This window comes from Microvirga sp. Mcv34 (assembly GCF_024519725.1).
In the GTDB taxonomy this organism is placed as follows: Bacteria; Pseudomonadota; Alphaproteobacteria; order Rhizobiales; family Beijerinckiaceae; genus Microvirga.
The window spans coordinates 1-14,979 of record NZ_JALJRK010000096.1 but is presented as its reverse complement, the minus strand read 5'-3'; the positions used below and the strand labels follow the sequence as shown (position 1 = coordinate 14,979).

The window sequence follows — 14,979 nt, the reverse complement described above, 5'->3', positions numbered from 1 at the left end:
GTCGTGCACAGCTTCAGTCACCTAGAGGGGACCAGGATTGCATCCGGAGCGGGTGTCGGACCCTTCGCCCGCCTGCGGCCCGGTGCCTTGATCGGCCCGAAGGCGAAAGTCGGCAATTTCGTCGAGATCAAGAACACGGAGCTCGGGGCCGGTGCGAAGGTGAGCCATCTGACCTATCTGGGCGATGCCAGCATCGGAGCCGAGGCGAATATCGGCGCCGGCACGATCACCTGCAATTACGACGGCTTCGGCAAGTACCGGACCGAAATCGGCGAAGGCGCCTTCATCGGTTCGAACTCTTCCCTCGTTGCTCCCATCAGCATCGGCAGGGGAGCATTCGTCGGTTCCGGATCGGTTATTACGGACAATATCCCTGATAACGCCTTGGGTCTCGGCCGCGGACGTCAGATCGTAAAAGAAGGCTGGGCCCTGGAATTCAGGGAGAAGGGTCAGGCGGCCAAGAAGAGATAAAGGCTCCTGTCACAATAGGTTACGCAAGTTGATTCCGCTATCGGGCCGAGCCTCTGTAAGGAAGCTCGAAGCTTAACGACTGTCGGATTGGATCGAGGAAGTTTCAGGGCATGTGCGGAATCGTTGGAATTGTCGGGAATACCCCTGTCGCGCCACAGATCGTGGAGGCTCTCAAGCGGCTGGAGTACCGGGGCTACGATTCTGCCGGCGTCGCGACCCTGGAGGAGGGGCGCCTCGACCGCCGGCGCGCTGAAGGCAAGCTGCGCAACCTGGAGACCAAGCTCTCGCAGGCTCCTCTCTCCGGCCTCATTGGGATCGGCCATACCCGTTGGGCCACCCACGGCAAGCCCAACGAGACCAATGCCCATCCGCACGCGACCGATAAGCTCGCGGTCGTCCATAACGGCATCATCGAGAATTTCCGGGAGTTGAAGACTGGGCTCGAGGCGAAGGGTATCCGGTTCGAGACGGAGACCGACACCGAAGTGGTGGCCCAACTGGTGACCTATGAGATTCGCCAGGGCCGCCTGCCCATCGAGGCCGTCGCCGTGACTCTGCCGCGCCTGCGTGGCGCTTTCGCACTGGGTTTCCTGTTCTCGGGCGAGGAGGATCTTCTGATCGGCGCCCGCCACGGCGCGCCGCTCGCCATCGGCTATGGCGAGGGCGAGATGTATCTGGGGTCCGACGCGCTGGCGCTGGCGCCGTTCACTGACGAGGTGGTCTATCTCGATGACGGCGACTGGGCGATCCTGACCCGCAGGGGAGCCGATATCCGTGACGAGAACGGCAAGCCGGTGCAGCGTGTCCGCCACAAGATCCCGGCAGGATCCTTCCTGGCCGACAAGGGCAACTATCGCCATTTTATGGCCAAGGAGATCCACGAGCAGGCCGAGGTCGTGGGCCGTACGCTCGCGCATTATGTCAACTTCGCGTCGGAACGCGTTGAATTGCCTGTCGAATTGCCCTTCGACTTCAAGGATCTGAAAAGAGTCTCCATTTCCGCCTGCGGGACGGCCTATCTCGCCGGGCTGATCTCAAAATACTGGTTCGAGCGTCTGGCGCGCATCCCGGTCGAGATCGATGTCGCGTCCGAGTTCCGTTACCGGGAGGCGCCTCTGGAGCCGGGCGGCCTCGCTCTGTTCGTGTCCCAGTCGGGCGAGACGGCGGATACGCTGGCCTCGCTCCGCTACGCCACCGCCGAAAAGCAGCATACGCTCTCCGTCGTGAACGTACTGACCTCCACCATGGCGCGTGAGAGCAACGTGATCGCGCAGACGCTCGCGGGCGTCGAGGTGGGGGTGGCCTCGACCAAGGCCTTCACCTGTCAGCTCACGGTGCTCCTGTCCCTCGCGATCGCGGCCGGCCGGGCCCGCGGCACGCTTAGCGTCGAGGATGAAAAGGAACTGGTGAACGCCCTCATGGCCGTTCCAGGCCAGATGACCGAAGCGATGAAGCGCGAGCACCAGATCGAGATCCTGGCGCGCGACCTCTCCAAGGCCAAGGATGTGCTCTATCTCGGGCGCGGCACATCCTATCCGCTCGCCATGGAAGGGGCCCTGAAGCTCAAGGAAATCTCGTATATTCACGCGGAAGGCTATGCGGCGGGCGAGCTCAAGCATGGTCCCATCGCGCTGATCGACGAGACGATGCCCGTGATCGTGATCGCGCCTCACGACAACATCTTCGAGAAGACCGTGTCCAACATGCAGGAAGTGGCTGCCCGCGGCGGCCGTATCATCCTCATCACGGACGAGCGCGGCGCGCTGGAGGCCGGTCTCGACACCATGGCGACCATCGTGATGCCGTCCGTGCATCCGATCGTGGCCCCGATCGTGAACGCGGTTCCGATCCAGCTGCTCGCCTATCACACGGCCGTTTTCATGGGCAAGGACGTGGATCAGCCGCGGAATCTCGCCAAATCCGTGACGGTGGAGTGAGCCCTTCCGGCTATTCCATCCGCTTGGCACGCCCGGACGATCTGGACGGACTGGGGCCCGTCGAGCGCTCCGCCGCGTCCGTCTTCCGGGATGTCGGCCTGGGGTGGCTCGCCGACGGGGATACGATGGACCCCGGCGTCCTGGCCGCCCTGTGCCGCAACGGAACTCTCTGGGTGGCGGTGGACGGGCGCGACGAGCCGGTCGGCTTCCTCGCCGGCCATGCACTGGACGGATCGTTCCACATCGCGGAGGTCTCGGTTGGCCTGTCGCACCAGCGTCGGGGCATCGGTATCCGGTTGATAGAAGCTGCCATAGATCATGGCAGGCGGATGGCATTCGGTGCCGTGACGCTGACGACCTACCGCGACCTGTCGTGGAACGGGCCGTTCTATGCCCGGCTGGGCTTCGTCGAGGTCGATCCGGACGAGGCCGGACCCGGACACCGCAGAAAGCTGAGTGAGGAGGCAGAGGCCGGGCACGATCCGACCCGACGTTGCGTCATGGCGCTGCGCCTCGATCAGCCCGCCCGCAGCAGCCGGATCGCCGAGTCCCGCTCGAACAGGTAGAGCAGCACCCGCAGAGCCTGTCCGCGCTCGCTGACGAGATCGGGGTCCCGGTCGACGATCAGGCGGGCATCGTCCCGGGCAGCCCCGAGGAGATCGCCGTCCGTCTCCAGGCGGGCGAGCTTGAAGCCGGGGGCGCCGGATTGGCGCGTGCCCAGGACCTCGCCCTCGCCACGCAGGCGCAGGTCTTCCTCGGCGATGCGGAAACCGTCCTCGGTCTGACGCATCATCTCGAGCCGCGCTTGTGCGACCTGGCCGAGGGGTCCCTTGTAGACCAGCAGGCAGGTGGAGGATTTCGACCCCCGGCCGATGCGGCCGCGCAGCTGGTGAAGCTGGGCGAGGCCGAAGCGCTCGGCGTGCTCGATCACCATGATGGTCGCGTTCGGCACGTCGACGCCGACCTCGATCACCGTGGTGGAGACCAGGATCTTGGTCTCGCCGCTGGAGAAGCGCTCCATGGCGGCGTCCTTGTCCTTGCCGGCCATCTTGCCGTGGACGAGGCCGACCTGATCGCCGAAGAAGCTCTTGAGCATCTCGAAGCGTTCCTCCGCGGCCGCGAGGTCGATGGATTCGGATTCGCCTACGAGCGGGCAGACCCAATAGACTTGATCGCCGTTGGCGACGGCGCGCCCGATGCCGCCCACCACCTCGTCCAGGCGGTCGATGGAAATGAGCTTCGTGGCGATGGGCTTGCGGCCGGCGGGCTTCTCGGACAGCACGGACACGTCCATGTCGCCGAAATAGGTGAGCGCCAGGGTGCGCGGGATCGGGGTGGCGGTCATGACGAGGATATCGACCGCTTCGCCCTTGGAGCCGAGCGCGAGGCGCTGGTGCACGCCGAAGCGATGCTGCTCGTCCACCACGGCGACGCCGAGATCCTGGAACGCGACGCCTTCCTGGAACAGGGCGTGGGTCCCGACCGCGATCTGGACGCTGCCGTCGGCGAGCCCGGCCAGGATGGTGCGGCGCGCGACGCCCTTCTCGCGCCCGGTGAGAAGCGCAATGGTCAGCCCGGCCTGTTCGGCCATGGGGGCGAGTCGCTCGTAATGCTGGCGGGCGAGGATCTCAGTCGGGGCCATCATGGCGGCCTGCCGGCCCGCCTCAATGGCGCTCGCCATGGTGAGCAGTCCGACCACGGTCTTGCCCGAGCCCACATCGCCCTGGAGCAGGCGCAGCATCTTCTTGTCGGAGGTCAGGTCCTGCCGGATGTCCTCGATGGCCTGGGCCTGGGACCCGGTCAGGCCGAAGGGCAGGGCGGCCTTCAGCCGCTCGACCAAGTGCCCGTCGCCCGCATTCACTCGGCCCGGCAGCCGCCTCATGCGGCTTCTCACCAGGGCGAGCGCCAGCTGGGAAGCCAGGAGTTCGTCATAGGCGAGGCGCCGGCGCGGGGCGGATTTGGCGATCGCCTCCTCGGAGAGCTGCGCGGCGTTGTCCGGCCTGTGCAGGGCATGGAGCGCCTGCCGGAAATCGGGCAGGGCATTCCGGTCGAGCCAGGCTGCATCCTGCCACTCCGGCAAATGTGGAACGCGGTCGAGGGCGGTCCCGATATACTTCCCGACCATTCGGGAGGAGAGTCCCTCGGTGAGGCCGTAGACGGCCTCGACGGCGGGCAGGTCGGCGATGCCCTTCTCATCGAGGATCCGGTCCGGATGGATCATCTGGCGTCGTCCGTCCCACAGCTCGATCTTGCCCGAGACATAGCGGCGCTCGCCTACCGGTAGGATCTTCTCTAGGCGGGCCTTCTGACCGTTGAAGAAGATCAGCGTCACATCCCCGGTCTCGTCCTCCACGAGGATCCGGTAGGGCGCCCGGCGGCCGGGCGGCGGCGGACGGTGCCCCACGACGGTCACGGAGAGCGTCACCGGCTCGCCCACGGGGGCATCGGCGACGGAGCCCTTCATCTCGCGGGAGATGCCGCTGGTCGGCACGTGGAACAGCAGGTCCACGACGCGCGTGGGCTTGCCCGGCTCGCCGAGGAGGCGGTCCAGCAGGGGGGCGATCTTCGGCCCGACGCCGGGCAGGGTGTTGGCCGGGGCGAAGAGCGGATCGAGAATGGACGGACGCAAGGACATGCAAATGGGTGGCAACGGGAAGGGAGATGGTTATATAGCGGCTAGTGCATCGGACCCAAAAGAGGAATGTCCTTTCGGGAGCTATCCGATGCTCAATCCCTTACGCGGTGCATCGTTAATCGATTGGAGCAAAGCCATGAGCGGAACGACACGCAGCAGCGCCGGCCTCGATACCCGCCGCAGGCAGATCCTGTATCGCTCCTGGCATCGGGGCATGCGGGAGATGGATCTGATCATGGGCCGTTTCGCCGATGCGGAGATCGGGGAGCTCTCCGAGGAGGATCTCGACGAGTTCGAGCGCCTGATCGAGGTGACCGACCGCGACCTTCTCGGCTGGATCACCGGCGAGATCGAGACGCCGTCAAACTACAACACGCCGCTGTTCAAGAGGCTGAAGGCGTTTCACACCCACACGTCGCCGATTCACAGCTGACGCCACCTTGTCATCCCCGGCGCACGCAGTGCGGGAAGGGGATCCAAGGCGCTGAGCACGCGGGTGGATTCCCTTCCCCTCCGCTGCGCTCCGGCCGGGAATGACACCAGGGGAGCCTTTCCAGTCGAGATCACCGGCTCAAGGCCGGTGATGATGTGGATAGGGATGACAGGAGCCCTGACCTCGGACTAAACCTCGTCGCTCCTTCAATTCGACGAACCGCGCCCTCCGGCCCGCGTTCTTCTTGATCTCTGACCCGATACCTCATCATGAAGCCAGCCCTGACCCGTGCTCTCGACGCCCTGAAGAAGGGACAAAGCCTGACGCTGTCCAGCGTGCCGGACGGCTTCGACGCGCTGGCCGTCGCCGATCTCGCACGCGGCCTGTCGGGTCAGGTGGAGGGGCCGGCGGTTCTGGTCCATGTGGCGCGGGACGGCCAGCGGCAGCAGAACTTTGCCAACAGCCTCGCCTTCATCGCGCCCGAGGTCGAGATCCTGACCTTCCCGGCCTGGGACTGCCAGCCCTATGACCGGGTCTCGCCCAATGCGGCGATCACGGCGCAGCGGATGACGACGCTGGCCCGCCTTGCCCGCTCGAAGACCTCCGAGGACAAGCCGCGCATCCTCTCGACCACGGTGAACGCCCTGGTCCAGCGTGTGCCGCCCAAGGCGCGCATCGCGGCCGAGACCTTCTCGGCGGCGCCGGGCAACGTGGTCGATACGACTCAGCTCATCAACTGGCTCGAAGCCAACGGCTTCCTGCGCACTGGCACCGTGCGGGACACGGGCGAATACGCGGTCCGCGGCGGCATCATCGACCTTTTCCCGGCTGGGCTTCCCAATCCTGTGCGCCTGGATTTCTTCGGCGACGCCCTGGAATCGATCCGCGCCTTCGATCCGGAGACCCAGCGCACGGTCGGCACCCTGCGAGCCCTCGATCTCGTGCCCATGAGCGAGGTCCAGCTCACCACGGAGAGCATCAAGCGATTCCGGCAGGCCTATGTGGCGGCCTTCGGCGCGCCGACCCGGGACGATAGGCTCTATGAGGCGATCAGCGAGGGGCGGCGCTATCCGGGCCTCGAACACTGGATGCCCCTGTTCCACGACCATCTCGACACCCTGTTCGACTATCTTCCGGGCATCCCGGTGGTGTTCGACACCCTGGCCGACGATGCCGCCGCCGAACGCCTGTCTCAGGTGAAGGATTATTACGACGCCCGCCGCGAAACGATGGGGCAGAACCAGCCCGGCGTGGCGCCCTATCGTCCGCTGCCGCCGGACGCGCTGTACTTCAAGCCTGAGGAATGGTCCGAGCGCACCGCCAAGATGCCGCTCGCCCGGCTGACGCCCTTCGCCATGCCGGAATCGGCCGGCCGTCTGGTCATCGATTGCGAGGCCCGGCAGGGGCGCAACTTCATCGCCGAGCGCGCGGACGAGAATGCGAACGTGTTCGAGGCCGTGGTCCGGCACATCCGCGAGCTGCAGTCAGGCAAGAAGCGGGTCATGCTCGGGGCCTGGACCGAAGGCTCCCGCGAGCGCCTCTGCCACGTGCTCCAGGACCATGACCTGCGCCAGACGAAGCCCATCACCCGGTTCTCAGACGCGATGGCCTATCCGCGCAACGAGATTCCCGTGGGGATCTGGCCGCTGGAATCCGGTTTCGAGACGGCCGACCTCGCCGTCATCAGCGAGCAGGACATTCTTGGCGACCGCCTCGTGCGCCAGAAGCGCAAGTCCAAGCGGCCGCAGGACTTTTTGACCGAGGTCGCGGCGCTCACGCCGGGCGACCTCGTGGTCCACGTGGATCACGGCATCGGGCGCTTCGAGGGCCTGAAGACCATCGAGGCGGCGGGCGCCCCGCACGATTGCCTCGAGCTGCATTATGCGGGCGGCGACCGCCTGTTCCTGCCGGTGGAGAATATCGAGCTTCTGACCCGCTACGGGTCTGAGGAGACGGAAGTCCAGCTCGACAAGCTCGGCGGCGGCGCCTGGCAGGCCCGCAAGGCGCGCATGAAGCAGCGCATCCGCGAGACGGCGGGCGCGCTCATGAAGATCGCTGCCGCTCGCATCCTCAAGGATGCGCCGCGCCTGACCCCGCCGGAAGGGCTCTACGACGAATTCGCGGCCCGCTTCCCCTATGACGAGACCGAGGACCAGCTCAACGCCATCGAGGCGGTGCTGGACGACATGGCCTCCGGCCGCCCGATGGATCGCCTCGTCTGCGGTGACGTGGGTTTCGGCAAGACGGAGGTCGCGCTGCGTGCCGCCTTCGTGGCCGCCATGAGCGGCAAGCAGGTCGCCGTGGTGGTGCCGACGACCCTGCTGGCCCGCCAGCATTACCGCACCTTCTGCGACCGCTTCCGTGGCCTGCCGCTGAACGTGGCGCAGGCCTCGCGCTTCGTGCCGGCCGCCGAGATGAAGAAGACCAAGGAGGGGCTGACCGACGGGTCGGTCGACATCGTCATCGGCACCCATGCGGTGCTCGGCAAGACCATCAAGTTCAAGGACCTAGGTCTCATCATCGTGGACGAGGAGCAGCATTTCGGCGTGAGCCACAAGGAGCGCCTCAAGGAGCTGCGCGCCGAGGTGCACGTGCTGACCCTCTCGGCCACCCCGATCCCGCGCACCCTGCAGCTGGCGCTGACCGGCGTGCGCGAGCTGTCGCTGATCACGACGCCGCCGGTGGACCGCCTCGCGGTGCGGACCTTCATCACGCCCTTCGATCCGCTCCTGATCCGCGAGGCGCTGCTGCGCGAGCGCTACCGCGGCGGCCAGGCCTTCTACGTGGTGCCGCGCCTGGACGACCTCGCCGACGTGAAGGCCTTCCTCGACAAGGAGGTCCCGGAGGCCAAGGTGGCGGTGGCGCACGGCCAGATGGCGGCGGGCCAGCTGGAGGACGTCATGACGGCCTTCTACGAGGGCAAGTACGATATCCTGCTCTCCACCACCATCGTGGAATCGGGCCTCGACATCCCGACGGCCAACACGCTGATCGTCCACCGGGCCGACATGTTCGGCCTGTCACAGCTCTATCAGCTGCGCGGCCGCGTCGGTCGCTCGAAGACCCGTGCCTATGCCCTGTTCTCCGTTCCGGCGAACAAGACCCTGACGGTCCAGGCCGAGCGGCGCCTGAAGGTGCTCCAGACCCTCGACACCTTGGGTGCGGGCTTCCAGCTCGCCTCGCACGATCTCGACATCCGCGGCGCGGGCAACCTGCTCGGCGAGGAGCAGTCCGGTCACATCAAGGAAGTGGGTTACGAGCTCTACCAGCAGATGCTGGAGGAAGCCGTGGCGCAGCTGAAAGCCGGCATCGAGGAGCCCACCGAGGATCAATGGTCGCCCACCATCGCGGTCGGAGCGCCGGTCATGATTCCGGAGAGCTATATCGCCGATCTGCAATTGCGGCTAGGCCTCTACCGCCGCCTCTCGACCTTCGAGGCCGACCAGGAGATCGACGCGTTCCGGGCGGAGCTGGTGGACCGGTTCGGGCCGGTGCCGTCGGAGGTCGACCAGCTTCTCAAGATCATGGCGATCAAGGTGCTCTGCCGCCGCGCCAACGTGGAGAAGGTGGACGGCGGGCCGAAGGGCATCATCATCTCGTTCCGCGACAATTCCTTCGCCAACCCGACCGGGTTGATCTCCTACGTCACGGAGCAGGCTTCCTTCGCGAAGGTGCGTCCCGACATGAAAATCGTGTTCGTGCGCGATACCGAGACCCCGGACGAGCGCATCAAGGCCGCGACGACGATCCTGCGCAGCCTCGTGCGCATCGCGGAGAAGAAGGCGGCGTAAGGGGTGGGTGCATCGCGTCCTTCCAGGGCCGCCAAGCGGAGCCAGAATGCCGCCCTGCTACGTCATCACCGGCCTTGTGCCGGTGATCTCGTTTATGTGGAGCGCAGCAGTACCTTTCCAATCGAGATGGCCGGCACAAGGCCGGCCATGACGTGAGAGTGGGATCCGAAGAGACGGAAACTCACATGTCCTGCGCGGCGACGGCCTGCATGCCGAGCTGGCTCTGAAGCATCGTGGCGGCACCGCTGACGCCGCCCGTGAGGATGACCGGGGTGCCACTCGCGGCCAGGTTCTTGCGCAGGCGGCTGGCGAGTTCCAGAAAACGGCGGCGCTCGGCCCAGCCGGCATGGCGGGGCATTTGCAGGACCACGGCGGCCGGGCTCGGAATCAGGGCTAGAACATCATCGGCGGCCTCAAAAGGTGTCGTGACGCTCGCATAGCCCATGCCGGCCAGTTCCATCGACAGAGCACTGTCGGGATCACGGTCGCCGTCGTCGACGACGAGAACCTTCGGCATTGCGTTCATGACGATACCCTGCAGTTGGACGCGACAGATGGACAGGAGGTGCACACCTAACGTCGAAGCAGAGCATTTGTTTCATCATCTACATGAATGGAAGCTCAACAATAGGCCCCATGCACCGCCCATCCGGATTAATGCGGATCGCGCCACCAGGTATCGATATTGGTGCCCATGAGCGGCGTCCTGTCCGGACGTCTCAGGTCGCTCTTGTAGGCAAGCCATTGGTCTTTCAGGTAAAAAAGAGGGACGACATAGAATTCGGACAGGAGAGTCCGGTCGAGCGCCCGCACGGCCGAGAGAAAATCCTCACGGCTTTTCGCCTCCAGAAGGGCGTCGATCAGGCGGTCCACCGCCGGGGAGGCAACTCCCGCGTGGTTCTGGGATCCGCCCCTCTGCGCCGCCGCGGAACCCCAGCGGTTGCGCTGCTCGTTGCCCGGGGAGGGCGTTCCGGGCCAGAGCCACTGGACCATGTCGAAATCGAACCGGGCGAGGCGGCGCCAGTACTGCACGTCGTCCACGAGGCGCACCCGGGCCTGGACGCCGATGCGGCTCAAGGACTGCGAGAAGTTGAGGGCGAGCCGCTCCTGAGAGCGGGAATTGACCAGCATCTCGAACGCGAAGGGCTCGCCCGTGCCTTTCTTCCGCAGGACGTCGTTCTCCAGCACCCAGCCGGCCTCGGAGAGGAGCGCGAGGGCGCGCCGCGCCATCTCCCGGTCGCGGCCCGAGCCGTCGCCGGCGGGTGGCTCCCATCGGCCTTCGAGGACATCCTCGCGCACGGCGCCGGGGAAGGCCGCCAGCAGGGCGCGCTCCCGCTCATCGGCGGGCCTGCCGGTGGAGGCAAGGTCCGAACCGGCGAAGTAGCTGTCCGAGCGGGTCAGCTGGCCGAAATAGAGGTTGCGGTTCACCCAGTCGAAGTCGAACAGGTAGCTCAGGGCTTCCCGGACCCGGACGTCGGCGAAGAGGGCTTTTCGGGTGTTGAACACGAAGCCGTTCATGCCCTTGGGCAGCCGGGTCGTCAGGGTCTCCCGGACGATGCGGCCGTCCCGGACGGCGGGAATGTCGTAGCCCGTGGCCCATTGGCCCGGATCGCCCTCGATCCGGAAATCGTAGAGCCCCGCCTTGAAGGCCTCGAACAGGGTGTTGGCGTCGCGATAGAAATCGTACCGGATCTCGTCGAAGTTATAGAGCCCTCGGGTGACGGCCAGATCCTCGCCCCAGTAATCCTTGCGGCGGGTCAGCACGACCCGCTCGCCCGGCCGAACCTCGGTCAGGGCGTAGGGACCTGAGCCGATGGGCGGGGTCAGGGAGGTCCGGTCGAAGGTCTCGAGGTTCGTGGCGTGTGCCGGGAAGATCGGCATCGTCATGCCGATGAGCAGCGGCAGCTCCCGGTCGTTGGAGCCGGACAGGTCGAACCGGATGCGGTGCGGGTCCAGGATCTCGACCGCCTTCACCTGACCGAAGCTGGAGCGGTGGAAGGGCTTGCCGTATTTTTTCAGTGCCTCGAACGAGAAGCGCACGTCCTCGGCCGACAGCGGGTGGCCGTCGGAGAATCGGGCCCGGGGATCGAGGTTGAAGGTGATGGAACTCCGGTCCTCCGGCATCTCGACGGTGCGGGCGACGAGGCCGTAGATCGTGAACGGCTCGTCGGTGGAGCGCATCATCAGGCTTTGGAGGACGTACCGTGGAACCGCGTCCGGGGCGACGCCGAGCACGATCAGCGGGTTGAGGCTGTCGAAGGTGCCCTGGAGGGCCAGCGTGATTCGCCCGCCCCTCGGCGCCTGCGGGTTGGCATAGGGCAGGTGGTCGAAATCCGGTGCGAGGGCGGGTTCCCCGTGCATCGCGATGCCATGCCGCACAATCTCCGGCCCGGACCCGGCGACGAGGCCCGGGGCTGGCATGAGAAAGGCGGCGGCGATCAGCAGATTCCGTATAAGCCTGAGGCCCATGACGCTCCCGGTGCATAACGAGACTTCACCTGAGCAATGTTGTACAGAAATTTGCCCGAGGTGACTGGAAACCTACCACGCGAAAGGTTAAAGGAGCCCCACACGTCTTGTCCTCGCCACATTCGGCATGGATTTGGACCCCGTCATTGCAGGTTAAGAACACGCCGGATAAACGGCTTATTCGAAAGCCGACCTTTCGACTGAAGAGGATCACAAACATGTCTTTCGCGACACGCTTCGCGAGCCTGGGGGGGACCCGTGGCCTGGCAACCGCCTTGGCTCTTCTGGTGAGCGCACCCGTTCTGGCTCAGACCGCGCCGGCCCCGAAGCCCGCCGCTCCGGCGACCCGTCCGGCCGCGCCGGCCCAGCAGCCCGCTCAAGGTGCGGCCCAGCAGAACACCGGCCCGACCGTCGTGCAGGTGAAGGCCGAGCCGTCCCAGCCGGAATGGACGAAGGTCTGCGGCAAGGACCAGAACACCAGCACCGAGATCTGCTACACGACCCGCGACTTCGTGTCGGACCAGGGCCAGCCGGTTCTCGCTCTCGCCGTCTATGACGTGAAGGGCCAGCAGCCGCAGAAGGTCGTCCGCTTCGTGATGCCGCTCGGCCTGCTCCTGCAGCCCGGCCTGCGCTTCGCCATGGACCAGGGCCAGGCGATTGCCGGCCGTTATGTCATGTGCTTGCCCAACGGCTGCTTCGCCGAGGCTCAGGTGAAGGACGACTTCATCGCGGCCATCAAGAAGGGCAACAACCTGAACGTCAGCGTCCAGAACCAGATGGGTCGCGAGCTCACCTTCGCCGTCCCGGCGGCTGGCTTCGGCAAGGCCTTCGACGGTCCTCCGATCGACCCGAAGGTGCTCGAGGAGCAGCAGAAGAAGCTCCAGGAAGAGCTGCAGAAGAAGAGCGAAGAGATGCGCCAGCGCATGCTCCAGAGCCAGGGTCAGGGCGGCGCTGCCGCTCCCGGCGCTGCCGCTCCGGCCGCCCCGGCTGCTCCCAAGCCGTAAGGCTTCAAGCATCGAGCCAATAAGAAACGCCGGGCCAAGAGCCCGGCGTTTTCTTTTGTCTCGGTCATGAAGGCTCAGTTCGCCAGGATCGGCTTGGCCTTGTAGATGCCGTTCTTTTCCAAGGTGAACATCTCGGCAATCATCGGATTGCGCAGAGGCTCGTCGGAATGATCGGGCAGGAGGTTCTGCTCGGAAACGTAGGCGATGTACTCGGTTTCCGCGTTCTCGGCGAAGAGGTGGTAGAAAGGCTGGTCCTTGCGGGGCCGGGCCTCCTCGGGGATCGACAGCCACCATTCCTCGGTGTTGTCGAATTCCGGGTCGACGTCGAAGATGAGCCCCCTGAAATCGAAGACCCGATGCCGAACCACTTGGCCGATCGCGAATTTTGCTGAACTCGCTTTCATGGTCTTAACTCCTTGATCTTCATATAGAGATCCTGGGCAGATTCTCCAAATCGGCCGTTCGTCACAATCGAGAGAGCAAAGACTTCCCGGACCGGAGCCCTGCGTTCCGGGACTGGCGCCCTTCCGAAAGGGAGGATTGTGGCAGGATGGGAACCTTGTCAGAAGTGGCCGCCACCTCCGTTCTGCTTTTCCGTCCTCCCGCTTTCCCTTCGGAGCCGCCGATGTCCGACCTGATCGGGCTGTTCAACCTTCTTGCCCCGTTCTTCGGCCTCATCGGGCTCGGCTTCTTCTGCGGCAGGGTCGTGAAGCAGCCCGAAGCCGGACTCGCCTGGATGCAGTTCTTCCTGATCTACGTGGCGCTGCCCTGCCTGTTCTACCGGCTCATCGCGGACAAGCCCTTGGATGAGCTGGCGAACTGGCCGTTCATCGCGGCGACCACCTTCTCGACCGCCTGCGCCTTCGTGCTGTCGTTCGCGACCGGCTGGCGCTACACGAAGGACCTGCCGCAATCTGTCATGCAGGGCGTGGCCGGGTCTTATTCCAATATCGGCTATATGGGGCCGCCCCTGATCCTCGCGGCCATCGGTGCCGCGGCCAGCGCTCCGGTCGTCCTCATCTTCGTCTTCGACAACCTGTTCCTGTTCTCCGTGGTCCCGCTGCTGATGTCGATGGCAGGCCTCGACAAGCTCAGCCTGATCGCGACGATCCGCAGGATCGTCTGGCGCGTGGTGACCCACCCGTTCAATGTGGCCACGGCGGTCGGCATCGCGGCAAGCTATCTGCATCTTCAGCTTCCCGGGCCCGCCGAGCAGATCGTCAACTGGCTCTCCGGGGCGGCCGCGCCCTGCGCGTTGTTCATCCTCGGTGTGACGGTGGCCCTGCGTCCCCTGCGGCAGATGCCGGGGGAGGTTCCCGCGCTGGTGTTCATCAAGCTGATCCTGCACCCGCTGCTGGTCTGGGTGGTGCTGTCGGCCGTGGGCGATTTCGGCCCCGCCTGGACCTACGCGGCGATGATCATGGCGGCCCTGCCGCCCGCCCTCAACATCTTCGTCATCTCGACCCAATACAACGTGGGCGTCGAGCGCGCGTCGGCCTGCGTGCTCGTCGGCACCCTGGTGTCGATGTTCACCCTGACGGGCATTCTCTACCTCACCACTAAGACCGGGGCTTTGCCTTACGATCTGTTTCCGTGAGGGACGTGCTACCACTTCGTCATCCCCGGGCTTGACCCGGGGATCCACGTGTTCTTCTGCCGGAAGGCGTGGCAGGGGCGAGACGGCCCTAACCCTGCATCAACCGCGGCACGCCCACGCGCGGGAGGACGCCCTCGCGCATGACGATCCGGCGCAGGGGGCCGATATTGCTCAAGGCCAGAAGCCCGGCGCCGCGCAGGAAATCGGTCGGGATCATGCCGGTGAGGAGCGTCCGGTTGAGCCCGTCCACGGCGGCCGTGCGCAGGCGGACGTCGAGGTCCCGACTGCGCTGGTAGCCGGCCAGGGTCTCGTCCGATCCCGGGGATTGGCCCGCGTCGTGGCCGTCGACGACCGCATCTCGGAGCGAGGCCACGTCGCGGAAGCCGAGGTTGAGGCCCTGGGCGCCGATGGGCGGAAACACATGGGCGGCCTCTCCCACCAGGGCGAGGTGCCGCGCCTGGTAGCGACCGACCGAGAGACCGCTCATGGGCACGAGCCCGCGCGGACCGTCGATCCGCATGGCGCCGAGATGCGATTGCGCCTGCCGCTCGATGGCAAGCGCCAGGGCCGCGTCGTCGAGCTTCGAGAGGCGCTCGGCCTCATCCCTGCTGGTGACCCAGACGAGGCTCGAGCGGCGGCCGG

At 65.8% G+C, this 14,979-nt stretch carries 12 protein-coding genes; 7 read left to right on the top strand and 5 right to left on the bottom strand.

Annotated features, from left to right (window positions below; all coding sequences use genetic code 11):
• The 3 genes from OC446_RS26205 to OC446_RS26195 form a co-directional block, all read left to right on the top strand.
• On the top strand, positions 1-471 hold a 471-nt coding region (locus OC446_RS26205), incomplete at its 5' end, for a DapH/DapD/GlmU-related protein (RefSeq protein ID WP_315986546.1).
• A 110-nt stretch (positions 472-581) separates the two neighbouring features.
• Complete coding sequence (gene glmS / locus OC446_RS26200; RefSeq protein WP_262031936.1) at positions 582-2,408, top strand: glutamine--fructose-6-phosphate transaminase (isomerizing); 1,827 nt, start codon at positions 582-584, stop codon at positions 2,406-2,408.
• Complete coding sequence (locus tag OC446_RS26195) at positions 2,405-2,974, top strand: GNAT family N-acetyltransferase (protein WP_262031935.1); 570 nt, start codon at positions 2,405-2,407, stop codon at positions 2,972-2,974. Before glmS ends, OC446_RS26195 begins: the two co-directional genes overlap by 4 nt.
• Here the strand turns inward: OC446_RS26195 and recG are convergent.
• On the bottom strand, positions 2,926-5,043 hold the full coding sequence (recG, locus tag OC446_RS26190; protein WP_262031934.1) for an ATP-dependent DNA helicase RecG: 2,118 nt from the start codon (positions 5,041-5,043) through the stop codon (positions 2,926-2,928). The two genes, OC446_RS26195 and recG, sit on opposite strands and share 49 nt — an antisense overlap.
• A gap of 136 nt (positions 5,044-5,179) precedes the next feature.
• On the opposite strand from recG, the gene OC446_RS26185 reads away from it, so the two are divergent.
• A complete protein-coding gene (locus OC446_RS26185; RefSeq protein ID WP_262031933.1) occupies positions 5,180-5,476 on the top strand; it encodes a succinate dehydrogenase assembly factor 2 in 297 nt (98 codons plus the stop codon).
• A 269-nt stretch (positions 5,477-5,745) separates the two neighbouring features.
• Positions 5,746-9,267: a transcription-repair coupling factor gene (gene mfd / locus OC446_RS26180; protein ID WP_262031932.1), complete on the top strand. Its 3,522-nt coding sequence runs from the start codon at positions 5,746-5,748 to the stop codon at positions 9,265-9,267.
• 181 nt (positions 9,268-9,448) lie between these two features.
• On the opposite strand, the gene OC446_RS26175 is transcribed toward mfd, so the two are convergent.
• On the bottom strand, positions 9,449-9,793 hold the full coding sequence (locus OC446_RS26175) for a hypothetical protein (protein WP_262031931.1): 345 nt from the start codon (positions 9,791-9,793) through the stop codon (positions 9,449-9,451).
• 128 nt (positions 9,794-9,921) lie between these two features.
• Positions 9,922-11,736, bottom strand: coding sequence for an extracellular solute-binding protein (locus tag OC446_RS26170; RefSeq protein WP_262031930.1), 1,815 nt, complete (start codon positions 11,734-11,736; stop codon positions 9,922-9,924).
• A gap of 218 nt (positions 11,737-11,954) precedes the next feature.
• Between OC446_RS26170 and OC446_RS26165 the strand changes: the two genes are divergently transcribed.
• The gene (locus OC446_RS26165; RefSeq protein ID WP_262031929.1) at positions 11,955-12,740 is read left to right on the top strand and encodes an invasion associated locus B family protein; all 786 of its coding nucleotides are present in this window, start codon (positions 11,955-11,957) and stop codon (positions 12,738-12,740) included.
• Positions 12,741-12,814: 74 nt separating this feature from the next.
• Here the strand turns inward: OC446_RS26165 and hspQ are convergent, their stop codons facing one another.
• The gene (hspQ, locus tag OC446_RS26160; protein ID WP_262031928.1) at positions 12,815-13,144 is read right to left on the bottom strand and encodes a heat shock protein HspQ; all 330 of its coding nucleotides are present in this window, start codon (positions 13,142-13,144) and stop codon (positions 12,815-12,817) included.
• A gap of 221 nt (positions 13,145-13,365) precedes the next feature.
• Between hspQ and OC446_RS26155 the strand changes: the two genes are divergently transcribed.
• On the top strand, positions 13,366-14,337 hold the full coding sequence (locus OC446_RS26155) for an AEC family transporter (RefSeq protein ID WP_262031927.1): 972 nt from the start codon (positions 13,366-13,368) through the stop codon (positions 14,335-14,337).
• Positions 14,338-14,425: 88 nt separating this feature from the next.
• Here the strand turns inward: OC446_RS26155 and OC446_RS26150 are convergent.
• Positions 14,426-14,979: FAD-dependent monooxygenase (locus tag OC446_RS26150; protein WP_262031926.1), on the bottom strand; the 554-nt coding region annotated here is incomplete at its 5' end.